This is a genomic window from Labilithrix luteola (genome assembly GCF_001263205.1).
GTDB lineage: Bacteria > Myxococcota_A > Polyangia > Polyangiales > Polyangiaceae > Labilithrix > Labilithrix luteola.
Genome location: NZ_CP012333.1, coordinates 5,920,532 through 5,935,000, shown reverse-complemented (window position 1 = coordinate 5,935,000; position 14,469 = coordinate 5,920,532). Strand labels below are relative to the sequence as shown.

The window sequence follows — 14,469 nt, the reverse complement described above, 5'->3', positions numbered from 1 at the left end:
GCCAAATACGCTCTTCGTGGTTCAAATCGAAGGATGGCAGCCGCCAGCTCGATCGAAGCGTCAACAAGTAGTCTCGATAGACCACGAGCGACAGTTCAGACAACGCGCAGCTCGCGGAGAACGCGTCCTGTGTCGAGTGTCACCACGACGAGACGCCCGTAGTCGTCGAACGCGACGAGCCGATGACCGCGGAGCCTGGCGTAGAGGCGTCGCTGTAACGAGAGCAAGCGACCGGAATTCGCGCGATCCGGTGGGGCATCCAAGCGAATCTCGCACATCGGCCGCCACGTGCCGGCCTCGACGACGCAAAGGACGAGACCGTGCTCGCTTCGCGAAGGGAACACGTGCCACGCGTGGTTCCCGATTGGAGCGAGGGGGGACGCGACCTCCGGAATGATGCGCGTCTGCCATCCTTCGTTCCAACATCGCGCGACCAGCACGGGCGCGTCGTCGGATGCCACCGCGTGCTGGAAGTCGAGAACCGCGCCCCCCGCCGAGACAACCAGCGTTTCCGCCCGCGGATGTGGCGACGGTTCGAGTGTCACGTCCGCTCGGGAACGAAGGACGTGCCGCTTCGTCTCGAACGTCCATCGGACGGGTACCCCATCGTCGGACACGACGAGAACGGCGAGGACAACCGATGAATCGTGCTCCGGCTTCCCTTCCCTGGACGTCCGCTCGATCGACGAAACGCGTCCGCGCCCGTCCGCCATTGCCGACACACTCCATAGGTGCGTCCACTCGTCGTCGAGGGCGTCGATCGCAAACAGCGTGTCTCGGTAGGACACGTACCAAATTCCGCCGTCGAAATCCGTTGCATGGGCATCGATCCGCGCATCACACCAGGATCGAAGACGACGCGTGACCAAGTCCAAGCGCGCGAGTTGGGTGGTCTCCCCGCGCCTCGTCACGACGATGGCGCGCGTGCCGTGGTCGGAAAGAACGATGCGATGCGCCGGCTCTTTGAACTGCACGAGCAGCGTTCCATCGGGAGAAAGAAGCCGTAGCCCCATTTCCCCGAGCGCGAGAAGCCATCCACCGCCCGGCAGCTCGACCGCGTCGAGAATCGAGACCGCGCCGACGTCCGTCCGGGCACGATGGTGAATCGTTGGGGCCTTCATCGAAAGACTCCCCGTCGACTCGTGCCACATCGATGGGGATTCGCCCTCCACTGGACCTTCGGCGTGCCCGAACGTCGTGAGTTGCGCCGTCAGCTCGACGTCGTCGGAAAGCGCCGGCTCGAGCCCCTCACCGTCGAACGAGGCCACGACGATCGCGACGTCATCGACAGCCGAAGAAGCCTGGGCCTTTGCGAGCAAGTCCGCGCACGCGAGCTCACACGTGGCAAGGACGAGCGAGTGACGCATACGTTCCTCGTCGAGCACGCGCCAGAGCCCCTCGGAACACAAGAAGATTACATCGCCGCGACGCAGTTCGAAACTGACGAGGTCATAGGACAGCCTGACGCCCCCACCGAAGGAGGACACGAGCACGTTGTCGTGTTGCTCCAAGGTCACGTCGAGACTCTCGCCGCAACGCCGACGGTACTCTTTCAACGAATGTTCGGTGACGATCTGCGTGAGCTTTCGGCCACGCAGGACATATGCGCGGGCGCTACCGACGTGAGCGACGATCAAGGCCGTCCCCACGACCGTGGCAAACGTCCCGCTCGTCAGTGCAGTGAGTTGCGGTTGTCGTTGCTTCGCGCGTAGAAGCTCGCGATTGGCGAAGCGGCATGCCTCGCCGAGCGTCGCCGACGCGTGGTCGCGGGAGGGGATGGCGCCTTGGAGCGCAAGGTGTGCGCCGCGAAGCCTTTCCCAGACATGCCGAGCGACGAACGTCGCGGCCGATCCCTCGGTCCCCGCCAACCCTCCCACGCCATCGAGCACCGCGAACAAGACGCCCCGCTCCGAGACATCACCCGCGAGCGTCGCCCTCCACGGAGCGGACCCGTCGAGAAGGCTTACGAACGCGGCGTTCTCGGCGGCTTGTTTTGCGGCTCCCGGCGCCGAGCTCACCACCGCCCGCACCCCGACATGCGGGCAGTCCTCGCGCGCGGCCGATCGCGTCGGCGTCTTCTTGACGTCGACGCGCAAGGCATCGTCTGCCGCGATCTCCAGCAGCTTCTGAATACGTCGCTCGTGATCCTTGTCGCGGACACCGTTCGCGCGCGACAACGACTCGCGAACCACGACTTTGGCGAGCAATCGCGTGGCTTCATTGGGCACATGAGCCGCGAGCTCGCGCGCCATCGCAACGAGTCCAGCATCGTCATCGTCGTTCAGGGCCATCCGACGAAACGTCTCGTGCGCGACCGAAAACGTCTCGGGGGACAAGACGAGCTTCTTCACGAGCGCGCGCATGCCCGTGATGCCGCCCGCCGCCACGGCATGTTCGAGCCATACCTTCGCGAGGGAGCGCGCTTCGTCGATCGACCAGACGACGTCCACGGCCGCCGCGAACGCGCCCTGGTCGGCGAGGACCTCCGCCCAAAGCATGCGCAGCGCCCGACCGGCAGCAGCGTCCGACCGCTCCAACAGGTGAACGGCTTCGGCGAACGAACCGGTTCGACGCGCGATCGAAATCGCGCGCTGCTTGTCTCCCGCGAGAAACCAGGCTCGGACCACGATGCCGGGCGGCAACTCGCGGGCTTCCGCGAGCTGCGCCGCGAGCACGTAGCGTCGGTGCTTCTGCAGAAAAGCGACGGCTTCTTCGGTCGCTTGGAGAAGCTCGGCGAGGACGAACGCCGCCTTGTCGATCTCGCCGCGGTTCGCAAGGACGGTCGCGAGCGCGCGATACTTCTCTTTCAGGAGACCGAAGAGCCTAGGGCCGAGGGCCACCGAGGCGTCCAGCGTGGTTTTCGCAATCCGAATCTCGAACGATTGACGTTCGGCAAACGACAACGCCATCTCCGATTCGGAGACCGCGGCCTCGTCGCCGTGCGTCGGAATACCACGCCGCAAGACTTCGTCGAAGTCGCCGCGTTCGAAGGCGTCGAATAGCTCGGAAACGTAGGCCGCATGCTTGCGCCCGAGCCATGGTCCGATGCGCCCCCACACGAGCAGGCGAGCAGCAACGCGACGGAACCAGCTCGAAAGCAGATGGCCGAGTGTCGGGCCATGGGTTAGCGAGAGCGACGACGTTGCCCGCTTCGACGTGGACCGCGCCCAACCATCGAGCACCGCCGCGAGCACGGACAAGAGGCGAGCGACCAGGCCTGGGACAGGCAGCCCACTCCACGACCGTGGCCCCGAAGTCGACGAAACGGTCATCGACTTCGCGGGCGCGGGGGCAGTTGCCATCGTCGAGAGAGCCGCCAGCAGGCCGTCGGCTTCGCCCGTCTTCGGCGGAGCTCCGAATACGGACCGTACATCCTTCGAAGCCGGCAACGTCCGTTCGACGGAGGGAGCGACGTCGTCACCCAACGCCGATACTTCCGTAACGGGGAGGAAGGACGAAACGTCGATCCAAGTTGCCACGTCGACGGGCTCGCCGTCGAGCACGTGGACCGTAGCGATACCGCCGGCTGCTAGCACAACATGTTCGCCACTCGCGCCGCCGAGCGCCAACGACGGATGTTCCGCGAGCAATCGATGCCGCTCGTCCGGGTCGAGGGGCAGTCCCGCGAGCCATCGCTCGTTCCGCACGAGGAGCGTGCCGCTCGCAACATTGCAGCGTCGAAGCGCATCTCGACGAAAACGAATGACGTACGAATCTTCGAGGCGGTCGACAGTTCCGCCTTCGCGGACCAGCTCGCGAAGGACCCGCGAGCGTGCTTGCTCCTCGGCCGACGTGCGAGCATCGACGACGATGCCTGCGGCGAGGACGGCCCCTCGATGGGTCGGCCGACGAGGACGTAAGGGAGCCATCAGCCCACGACCTCGCCGGCGGCCAGGCGGAGAAGTTCCTGGTTCGCCGCGGTCGAGAAGACGACCAGCTCCCCCGTCTCCGTGAGATAGGCAATCTCGCGCGACACATCGCTCACGGTGATCGAGGCGATCCGCGATGAAGAGCGAAAAAGCAGCTTCTCCGCGCTCGACGTCTTGATCCAGACGCCCATGCGATCAGCGTCGAGGACGACGAGGTAGGTCGTCAGCGGTGGCCCGAGGATCTCGACGCAGCCGATGCACGTGCTCCCCGCAGACAGTCGAACGTGCGTCACTTCGTCTTGTCGCACGAGCGTCCACGTCGTCTCGGATCGCCGATGAACCACGGTCCGGGACATCGCTTCGTCGCCGAAGAAGGCCTCTGTCGTCAACGATGGAGACGAGAGCCGAACACCGTTGGGGACGTACTCGGTCCGGCCCGTGGGCGAAACTTGCGTGGTCACGACGTGCGGAGGAGAAGGCTTTCCCACGAGCACCGCGAACCCCCTCCACGTCGGTCGCCAGGCCATCACACCGCAAACGTCGGTATGGGAGAAGCCAACGTCCGTCGCTTCGACGAGTCTCCCGTCTCCGTCGACCCAAAAAGTACGGGTCGATCCGACCGTTCCCAGCGCCCGCATCCGTGGCGGCGCGGACGGCATGGTCCCATGCGTCGCCGTGATGCGCGTGCTTCGATTAATCGTGTTTCCACGCTTGGAGAGTACGTGGAGAACGTATCCATCGTCATCGCGGACCACGACCTTCGTTCGTTTCTCGCACAGACCGACCGCGACGACCTCCGCGTTGGCCCGAAAGCTCACGACCCCGACGGCTCCAGGATTCGCTCGTGCCGAATTCGGAATAGGAATCGTCACGAGTTCGCCGGCCATGCCTCTCGCCCAGAGACGTCGCCCATCGAAGGAGAACACCAATGGGCTCGCGGCAGCGAGTCGGGTCGTCGTTCGGCGACGCGGCGGGCCGTCCTGGAACGGATCCCGAAGGATACGGCTGAGGGCGCCCGTGGGCGGCAGCTCCAGAACACACGTCCGGCCCCGCATCGATTCCCGACGATGGACGCGGACCTCGACGCGCGGCGCGACGCCGAGCTCCAACGACTCCACGACCGCAATTCGTTCCGCTCCGAGGGACGACGAGCTCGTCTCCAAACGATCGGAGCCGATGACCCAGCGCTCCGCCCAAGGTCGGCCTTTCAGACGCGTCTTCCAACGTTCTGCATCGATGCCCGACGGCCGAGCGTCCGAGCGCGAAGCGAGAAATGTCCGCACCCCCGCTTTCGTGACACTCTCGTGAACGATGGTATTGGGGTCTTGGAGAAGGCCCCATGCCAGCCGACGACCGGAGGTCTCGGCCCGGCGTGCAAGCACGATCAGAAGCGCCAGCTGCACGACGCGTGGTGCACCGAGCTGGTCGCAGCCAGCATCGAAGAGCACGACCGAGTGACTTGCTTCGGTGTCGGACCGTCGCGCGAGCTCGAAGAAAGAATGCTCTCCCGCCATGGCGCGACGAACGAATTCCTCCGGCAGCGCTTCCTGAAGAAGCCACTCCGAAGGCAACAGTCGCTCGTACGAACCGCGTCGCGACAGTCCCGAAAAGCCATCGAATTCCCCCTGCGTCGCCGCCCGGGTTCCGGCGGGTCCGAGAACGAACGCTAGGCGATCCGCCAACAGACCGAGGTCCCGCGCGACGGCTTCGGGGAAGAGCTCGAGCTGCTTTTGCCAGCGAGCGAGCGACTTCGGCAAAGCTACGGATGCCGGGCTCATGACGCCCACTCGGCGAGCCAGGCGACGAGTCGAGAGCGTGCGATGCTGCGCGCGGACACGACGGACACGAGGCGGGGTGGGTTCGATAGGACGGCAAGCGGCGGCTCGATGTTCCCGGCCTGACGCACGAGAGCGCGTTCGAACGCGTCGAGCGGCACGTCTGGACGAACTTGCGTCGGAAGAAGAAGCCGCGGAGCTTGGGGGTCTTGGCCCAAATACGACACGCCGTCGGCCCAAGGCAGATCCACCGTCGGCCCGAGAACCAGCAATCCGTCGGCCCAGCTCAGGCCACGGAGCGTCGCGAGCGCTGCGTCGTCGCGTGCAAGCAGACGCTCGGCGAGCGAACGAGCGACGTCGCCGAATCCAAACACCGCTCGAGGTTCGAGGGGTACATCGCGGGGCACGAACGCCACCATGGGCAGCTCACCCGAGTAAAGGTCGCTCCCCGAGGACAGCGACGACTCGCGAACGAAGGTGGGAAATCTCTTCGGGCATCGTCGCCGTCGTGAACGTGGCGTCGATTTCGCGCGCGATGGCTTCGACTTGGAGACGCCATGCCCCCTCGCCTTCGGTTGCCGTCGGGCGCGCGGCGAACGTCGCGGCGGCGTCTTTCAGCAGCAAGGCAGAGCGTGCAGGCGGAGAAAGCGACCCTTCGGCGGCGGCGGCGAGAAGGCTCACGTTCTCGGAACGCACGAGCAAGTCGCGGAGCGCATCGCGACCGACGCGCTGGGCCTCCTCCGTCGGCAGAGCGAAGACGAGCGGCCACAAGTCTGCGTCCGTGGCTTCCGATCGCCCCGCAAGCACCGCTGCAGCCGCGACCAGACGCTGGACTCTCACGACTCTACGATCGCTCCACTCGATGCCAGCCGCGCGAAGTGTCCGCACGGCGCGGGCGAGAGCCGGGCGCACGTTCGTGAGGTTCATCGCGAATGCTGCGCGGGAGAGCGCGTCGACGTCCGCCATCGACGTTGGCTCGCCGCCCACGTTCGTTTCACCGTCGTCGCGTGGAGCGACAGCTTCTCCGCTCCACCCGGCCTCGAGCAGGTCCTCGAGCACCGCATCTTCCACCGGCGCCACGAACACGCGGGCGAGAAATCGATCCGCAAATGCGGAGAGCTGTTCGTCGTCCGGCAGGCGGTTCGCGGCCCCGACGCAGACCCGCATGGGACACGACAACGTCGTGTGTCCGCGACGGAACATACGCTCGTTCAGGATCCCGAGCAGCGTGTTGAGAATCGCCGTGGAGCCGAGAAAGACCTCGTCCAGGAAAGCGACTTCGGCTTCCGGCAGCATGCCTGCCGTCGAGGTCTCGACGATGCCTTCCTTCAGTTTTCGCAGGTCGACGGGGCCAAAGAGCTCCGACGGCTCGGTGAAGCGGCCCAGGAGGTATTCGAAGTACACGCCGTCGAGACGACGGGCGATCCTGCGAACCGCTTCGCTCTTTGCCGTTCCTGGGGGACCGACGACGAGCAGGTGCTCCTTCGCGACCGCACACAGCACGACGAGTTCGACGATGGACTGACGGTCGACGAGACCGCGGCACGCTTCGGCGATCGAGCGCTTTACCCTCGTGACGGCAGCACTGAGGTTGGACACGCGCCATGGATAGCATGGGGCCGCGCTCGCCCCAATCGACGGAGGAACGTCGGGGAGGCAGGAGACGCGAAGGCGCGCTTCGTCCCCAATGGCCTGTTCTCAGTGACGCCGCGTCAATCCGTTGCGAAGGGACGCCAGCCCGACTAGCACGAAGCCACGCATGTATCTCGAAGACAGCCGTCTGAGCAAAGAACGCAAGGCACTCGCACTCCTCAACGCAGACATCGAGCGGCTCGAGCAAGAGCTCGCCAAGAAGAAGAACGACTACTGGCAGAGGGTGGCCGCGCTGGGGCCCAAGGTCAGCCCCGCCGAGAAGTCGGCGACGGCCGAAAAGAGCACCGAAAGCGAGATGGAACTGGCGGAAGCCGCCCCCGTCGCGAAGCCCGCCGAAGCCGAGCGCGCTCCGAAGCCGTCAAAGAAGGCGTCGCGCAAGGAGCCTGAGGCAACCGAGGAAGAGGAGACCGAGGAGGCGGAGGAAGAGGAGACCGATCCGATGCTCGAGGAGCTCCTCGAGGTCGTGCGCGGACGCAAAGAAGGGCTTCGCGCAGAAGATATCCGCACGGAGCTCGGGTGGGAGAAGAGCGAGCTCAAGCGCGTCGTGGACGCAGCTTTGGAATCCGGACAGCTCTCGAAGAAGGGTGACCGGCGCTCGACGACGTATCACGCGCGGTAATCGCGCTTCTTAGCGACGACGCGGGCGACAGGAGAACTCCCGTCGCCCGCGTTCTCATTTGGCTACTTCGAGCAGAACAGGTTGGCTTCGGACTGGCGGCTCACGCGCACCAGGTCCACGTCGCCGGTGAAGGCGTCGCTCGCGGGCTCGCCCCAGCGGGCGCCGACCATGACACCCGTCGCAGCGTTGCTCAGGATTGGCTGACCAGGCGCGCGGTCGAACGAGGCGACCTGGGTGCAGCCGACCTGGAGGGTCACCCGCTCGCCGTCGGAGGCGAGCTGGATCTCCTGCCACGTGGAGGCGTCGCTCAGCGGGACGAGCAGCCTCTTCTGCTGCCGCGGGAGCTCCACGAGCAGCGAGTGACGCGAGAGCTGCACGTTCAGCGCCGTCGATGACGCCGTGCCGAGCGAGAACAACGTGTGGAGCTCGTCGGCCTGGGTGCGCGCGCGGAGGAGCACACTGAAGCGCTCGCCGACGAGCGTGTCGTTCAACACCGAACCGTCGATCGTGCTGGCCTGGACGTTACCGTCGAGGTGCAGCATCTCGTCGACGGCGCCGTCGCCGGCTTGCGTAGGCGCCTGCGTGACCGGCGCGAAGGCCATGTCGCCCAGGTAGAGCGAATTGCCGTACGCCGAGTGATCGTTCAGGCATGGGCCCGTGCAGTTCGCGTCGGTATCCATGGTCCAGAACCCGAGTACGAAGCCGTCGATCGGCATGTATTCGACTCGGTTCGTCACCACTTCGCCCGGCACCTCGACCACACGGTCTTCGTAGTGGATCTCGTCCTGCGGATCATCGCTGCCGCCACAACCGACGAGCAGCGCCATGCAGGCGGCGAGAGGCATTCCATAGTTGAGCAACTTCACGTTCGTTCTCCTCAGCGTGCCGAGCGGGGCGAGAGCACGGTGTCGTCGACCACGGTGCCGTTCAACGTGCGGGTCAGCACATTGAGCTGGCCGCCACGGATCTGAAGCGTGGTGTAGGTGTTGACGTTGTCGTCGAAGAGCACGTCGGCGAAGCGCGCGATGCCGGTGCCGTTGTTGTCGTAGTACTTCGCCGAGTCCGAGCCGGCGATCAGGTACGTGGCGCCTGCGGGGTTCGGTTGTCCCGACAGCAGCGGGAGGCTGCGCGAATACATATGATCGTGGCCGGAGATGACGAGGTCGATGCCCGCCTCGTCGACGACCTGCGGGAGGTACTTCATCACGCGGCCGTTACCCGACTCGGGATTCCCGTTGTACGGCGGGCGATGGAGCATGACGAGCTTCCACGTCTTGGTGGATGCCGTCATGTCGGCCAGCAGCCACGTCATCATCTTCGTCCAGTCGCCTTCGTCGGCGAGCTCGCTGCTGATGACCGCGACATGCGCATTACCGTAATCGAAGCTGTAGACCGCTTTGTCGAGCGGCGAGGCAACTCCGCTGTTGCGCTGCGGATAGGGGAACATCGCGGCGAACTTGTCCGCGCCCTCGTTGAGGACTTCGTGGTTGCCCTCGGCCGTCACGAAGAGCCGCGAGTCCATCATGTCCTCGCCCTCCATCGCCTCGAGGAAGAGACGCACGAGGCGGTAGTCGGTGAGGTCGTCGGTGACGTCACCCGCGTGCATGATGAGGTCGCCCTTCGGGAGCTGCGCCTGCATCTTCCGGTAAAGCTCGGTGACCAAGCCGTTGCCGTTGAAGACGTTGGTGTCCGAGAGCGTCTGGGTGTCGCCGAACAGATGGATATTCACCTGGTCGTCGCCGTCGTCGGTGGTGAAGCGTCGCTCGGTGGCAACGTTGGCGGCGCCGTCCCCCACCTGGTAGCGGTACTGCGTCCCCGGCGCGAGGTTGTCGAGCGTGACGTGGTGGACGCGCACGACGCCGGCCTCCGTACCGTAGAAGAACGGGAGGATGGTCGAGGTGCCTTCGCGCGTCTGGTCGAGCGAGCCGGTGCCGAAGCGAACCTGCGAGCCCGTCACGTCGGTAGACGTGTACCAGGTGACGTTGACGCTCCGCGTGTCCTGGCCCGGCGTCAGGTAGAGATAGCGCGGGCTCGGGGTCAGCCGCTCGACGAGGGTTTGCACCTGGGTCATGAGCGACGAGCCCTGGGCGTCGTAGGCGCGATAGAGCGCGGTCGACGAATTGGTGACGCTCGGCAGCGGCACCGTGAGCTTGCCCTCGCTGTCCGTGGTGCCGAGGACCGTGATGTTCGCGATCGTGTCGTTCGCGCTGTTGTACGTAAAGGTCTCGACCGTCACGCCAGGCGCGGGCTTGCCGACCGGGTCGACCACCAGCATCTGCAGCGCCGAGCCACTGATGCCCCACTGGGTCATGAGGCGGTAGCGGCTGCCGACCTCCTTGCGGATCACCGGATGATAGAACGTGGCGCCGTCGAGCGTTCCGTTGACCACGACCGAGACGGCCGTGTTCTGGACGTAGTCGCGTACGTGCAGCTTCAGGTAGGCAACGACGCTCGTGCCGGGGCCGAAGCCGGTGAAGTGGCCGTCCCAGTGACCGACGCGGCTCGTGACGTTGGCGGCGTGGAGGTCGGCGTCGACCACCGTCATGTCGGCCTTGGTGGCGTCGTAGTCGAGCGACAGCCCCAGGTCGGTGAAGGCCGCGGCGCCGCCTTCGACACGGATCGGCAGCTGGAAGGTGCCGCCCGGGTAGAACGTGACGCCTTCGCTGTCGACGAACAGACGCGGCGCGCCGGTCTTCACGGAGAAGAGGTAGTCATCGGCGGTGACGTTGCCGTTGACGTCGCTGATGCGGTAGTCGACGCGATGCCAGCCGTCACGGAGGCTCTTGGCCGCGTATTCCACGCGGTCCTTGCCGTTGTTCGTGAGCTGACCGGAGACGTCGACGCCGTCGATCGCGACGTAGGCGCTGTCGAACTTCACGCCGGACGTGTCGTTGACCTGCAGCGAGATCACCGGCGACGCGCTGGTGATCTCCGCGTCCGCGGCGGGGCTCGTGGTCACGCCCGGCCCCGTCAGGTCGGTGTTGTCGCTGTAGATGGCGGTGAAGTTGTCGAGGATGATGCTCGAGTCGATGCGCTCGGCGGTCTTGAGGACCAGGAAGCGGAACGGCTGGTTGAAGACGAACGGCTCGCGATAACCGCCGGGGATCTCCGCCTTCATGAAGTGCCAGCCGCGCTCGGGCAGCGCGTCGCCATCGTTGTTGTAGTTGATGGTGACGCTCTTACCGTCGGCGTCGTTGATGAGGCCGCGCACCCACCACACCTTCCCGGCGAGCTCGTCGGGAATGTAGACGTTGACGCCGAGGTACTTCGGATAGCCAACGAGCTTGGTGACCTTCTTGGGATCGGTCAGGTACGCGCCGAACGTGCCGGGCTGGCCGGGATCGGCCGTCCAGCTCAGTTTCATCGAGGTAGTGCCCGCGAAGACCTGATCGGTGACCTTCTCGAGTTTCACCGTCTTTTGGCGGGCGCCAGCGGCCACGAACATGCTCGTGTCGCCTTCGAAGTCGGCGACGATCATCGGCGCCACGCCGATGTTGAGCTTCAGCTGCGTGCTCTTGCCCGCGGCGGTGGCGGTGATGGTGCAGCTCCGTCCCTGCACGTGCGCGGCGGTAACGGTGGCGGTCTGCGCGTCGAGGGCGCAGTCGGCGCTGTTGTCGACGCTGTACTGGATGACGCCACCGGAATAGACGACCTCCGCGCCGCCGCTGAGCAGCTTCGGAGACAAGGTGACGGTGGCGCCGCTGTCGACGGCCTTCTCCTGCGTGTCGAACCGGATCTCGTCGATCTCGTTCGTGACGCGCACGCGAGCCACGCCCTTGCTCTGGCCCACCTGCACGACGACGTAGCCCTGGGCATTCTGGTCGCCAGCGCGGAAGGTTCCGGTATGCGGGTCGATCAGACCGAGTGAGGCGTCGCTGATGCCGTAATCGGGGACCTCACCACCGCCCTCCCAGGAACGGCTGTCATAGCCCACGCCGCGGAAGCGACGGTACGTCGAGCCGGCGAGCAGTGTGATGTCGCGCGGGTAGACGGCCACGTTCGTGGTCTCGTAGCTCGCCTTCGTCGCGTCGAGCACCAGGCCCCACTTCGTGGCGGTAACGCGTTCGGGCCCGTCGGAGGGCACATTGAGCAGGTGCGTGTAGCGTTCGCCAGGCAAACGGCCGACCAGCGTGGTGGATCCGCCGCCGTCGAAGTTGACCGCGCGCACAGCGCCGTAGCCGATCATCAGCTGCGCGAGCTTGGTCTCGGTGATGCCATCGGTCTGCGAGCCGACGGGCTTGTCCACCGTGAGGAAGAAGAAGCTGCCGTCCGCGCGAATGCCGAAGGCGGTGCGGCTGCTCGCAGCGACTTCGCCCTGGTTGCTTCCGAGCGCGCCGTCCTTTACGAGCAGGCCACGGCCGAAGCCGGCGCCGATGGCGCTGTCCACGTCGTTCCAGGTCGGATCGTCCGTCTCGTAGCGGATGTCGATGCGAGCCCCGACGGCAAACGCACCGTCGTCCACGAGCAGTGCGCGACCGGCAGGAATGACGTAGTTGGCGACGTCGTCGACGCGGGCCACCACCTCGCCCGAGAGCGGAGGCAGCTGGACGCTGGGCTGGCCATTGCCGCGTTCGACGACGCTGATCGCGTTCGCCTCCGCGCGGATCAACACGCCCTTGCGGCCACGCATGTCCACCGTGCCGCGATAGCTCTCGGCGGAGTAGAGCTCTTTCGTGGACGTGCCGCGGCTGAAGACCTTGTTTGTCTGGGAGGCGTTGTCGAAGTAGTGCACCGCCCCGAGGGCGCCGGCCGACTGGCCATTCGAATAGAGCTTCAGCGTGAAGCGAGGCACCTGCTCGAGGATGTCGACGCGCCCGTCTTTGTAGACGACCACCGCCTGCTCGTTGGCGTCGGAGAAGCCCGTGTAGGTGAGGCCGCCGGCCTTGATCAGCCCCATGTTCCAGCCTTGCGTCACGTCGTATGGATCGGCGTTGACCGCGAGGATGATGTTCTGGTGGTGCTGGTCGATGGCGTAGTCGGCGGTGGTCGTGGTGCGCTCGAAGGTGAACTGTCCTTGGGAGCGGTTCAGCGGCACCATCGACAGGCTCTGACCGAGCTTGAAGTCGGCGCTGATGATGGCCTCGTTGCGCGTGTGATTGAGCTTCCCGCGCGTGATGGTGAGGTCGTCGTTCACGGCGAACTTGGAGAAGTCGCTGATCACCGTCGGCTCGGTCTCACGCGCGGTGGTGCCCTCCACGACCGGCGCCGGCACCGGCGCGAACAAGGCATCGGCGTTGTCCGGCGGCGGGATGATGTGCGCGCTGAGCTCCTCGTCGCCCGAGAGGTCGTCCACGTACGACACGTTCTCGGTGCGGCCGGGCAGGTTCACGGTACGGTCCCGGTAAACCGTTTTGACCTCACCGTGGCTGTCGTCGCTACACCCGGGCAGGATCGACGCGGTCATCACCACGAAAGGCAAGAACGTCACCGGGCCGATTCGGCCTTTGAAATACGTCACCTTGGAGTCTCCACCTGAGCAATAGCAATTACGAAGTACGCGAGAGGGGGCGCACCGTAACGGCGCTGCGTGGCACCATCATGACGCTCGAGCGATCGATTCGAGCCGCCTCAGCATGAGCTGCGGCCCACAGTGTCGTCAGGTGACTGCGTACGTGATGCCAAATCGAAGACCCGATACTTGGCTATGACTGTCAACCAACGACTGACAATACCGAGGATCGAAACGCCTTATGCGAGTACCCCGGATATCCTCGCGTCCTCGCGTCCTCGCGTCGCCACGCCAGAGCTACCGACCTCTCGCCAACGACGATGCCTTGCTGAGTAGACCGCCGCTCGACAGCGTGGCCCTCGAGGGTTCGCCGAGGAATGCGACTCGTCCCGGAAGGACATTCTCCTCGCCCGGTACGACTTCGAAGTCGCGTAGCCTGGGGCTCGACGGATTCGACGCACCGTTGCATCGGACTCGAGGAGACAGATGAAAGTGACTTCGTCCATCAAACAGGTCTTCGACGCCTACGCAGACTGGTACGTGAAGAAGTACGTTCCCACGCTCATCGAGGACGATCCCGTGGAGGGTATGAAGGAGCTCCGAGCCAACCGCTGGGATCACCCCCTACGCGGGCTCCGCGCGCTCGAGGCCGCGGCGATCGCCAAGCTCGAGCCGAGTGCGGGATTTCTACCTTCGGCGTATCGAGAGCTCCTGACGACGGTCGGCGCAGGGACCCTCCTCGCGGCAAGCGACGACGAGCCCGCGCCGTTTCGAATTCTCCGTCCCGCGGCGGTCAAGAAAGCTCGGAAGGCCGCGATGGCCTGTTTCTCCGACGAAGACAAGGCGGTGGCGGCGAAGAAGAAACGCCTCGACCTGTCGAAGATGCTCCCGTTCATGGCGGACGGAGAGGACGACGAGGACGAGGCCTTCTGGGTGATGCTCACGCTTCAAACGAAGAACGACGACCGCGTCGTCATCGTCGAACGCGATCACGAAAATGGGCGCCCGGTAGGCCGAAAGACGAAGTCGTTCTCCGAGTTCGTCGCGCGCTGGGTCGCATGCGCGAAGAAGCGGGAGCCGCTCAACCCGTTCGACGGCCTCTGA

Annotated in this window: 9 protein-coding genes (1 of these 9 running past the window's edge); 3 read left to right on the top strand and 6 right to left on the bottom strand. The window is 65.4% G+C overall.

Translation table 11 applies throughout. The features are described 5' to 3' along the window. On the top strand, positions 1–71 hold the end of the coding sequence (locus AKJ09_RS26030) for a hypothetical protein (protein ID WP_146650276.1). Its footprint begins 916 nt before the window's first position; 71 of the gene's 987 nt are visible here — the last part of the coding sequence; its start codon lies beyond the left edge, outside the window; its stop codon occupies positions 69–71. A 24-nt stretch (positions 72–95) separates the two neighbouring features. Here the strand turns inward: AKJ09_RS26030 and AKJ09_RS26025 are convergent, their stop codons facing one another. From AKJ09_RS26025 to AKJ09_RS26010, 4 genes are read right to left on the bottom strand one after another with little or no spacing between them, the layout of a single operon-like run. After that, positions 96–3,869 carry a bpX6 domain-containing protein gene (locus tag AKJ09_RS26025; protein ID WP_146650274.1) on the bottom strand — a complete coding sequence of 1,258 codons (3,774 nt, stop codon included), beginning with the start codon at positions 3,867–3,869 and terminating at the stop codon, positions 96–98. Beyond that, positions 3,869–5,647, bottom strand: a complete 1,779-nt coding sequence (locus tag AKJ09_RS26020) for a hypothetical protein (protein ID WP_146650272.1) — start codon at positions 5,645–5,647, stop codon at positions 3,869–3,871. Before AKJ09_RS26020 ends, AKJ09_RS26025 begins: the two co-directional genes overlap by 1 nt. Continuing rightward, a complete protein-coding gene (locus tag AKJ09_RS26015; protein WP_146650270.1) occupies positions 5,644–6,063 on the bottom strand; it encodes a bpX5 domain-containing protein in 420 nt (139 codons plus the stop codon). Before AKJ09_RS26015 ends, AKJ09_RS26020 begins: the two co-directional genes overlap by 4 nt. Positions 6,064–6,070: 7 nt before the next feature. Next, on the bottom strand, positions 6,071–7,243 hold the full coding sequence (locus AKJ09_RS26010; protein WP_169927866.1) for an AAA family ATPase: 1,173 nt from the start codon (positions 7,241–7,243) through the stop codon (positions 6,071–6,073). 160 nt (positions 7,244–7,403) lie between these two features. Here AKJ09_RS26010 and AKJ09_RS26005 point away from each other — a divergent pair, with 160 nt between their 5' ends. Further along, a complete protein-coding gene (locus tag AKJ09_RS26005; RefSeq protein ID WP_146650266.1) occupies positions 7,404–7,916 on the top strand; it encodes a hypothetical protein in 513 nt (170 codons plus the stop codon). A gap of 62 nt (positions 7,917–7,978) precedes the next feature. On the opposite strand, the gene AKJ09_RS26000 is transcribed toward AKJ09_RS26005, so the two are convergent. Both AKJ09_RS26000 and AKJ09_RS25995 read right to left on the bottom strand, forming a co-directional pair. Beyond that, positions 7,979–8,782 (bottom strand): LamG domain-containing protein, encoded by an 804-nt coding sequence (locus tag AKJ09_RS26000; protein WP_205633805.1) that lies wholly within the window; start codon positions 8,780–8,782, stop codon positions 7,979–7,981. Between the two features lie 11 nt (positions 8,783–8,793). Beyond that, on the bottom strand, positions 8,794–13,374 hold the full coding sequence (locus tag AKJ09_RS25995) for a phosphodiester glycosidase family protein (RefSeq protein WP_205633804.1): 4,581 nt from the start codon (positions 13,372–13,374) through the stop codon (positions 8,794–8,796). Positions 13,375–13,851: 477 nt separating this feature from the next. On the opposite strand from AKJ09_RS25995, the gene AKJ09_RS25990 reads away from it, so the two are divergent. Continuing rightward, the gene (locus AKJ09_RS25990) at positions 13,852–14,469 is read left to right on the top strand and encodes an SMI1/KNR4 family protein (RefSeq protein ID WP_146650265.1); all 618 of its coding nucleotides are present in this window, start codon (positions 13,852–13,854) and stop codon (positions 14,467–14,469) included.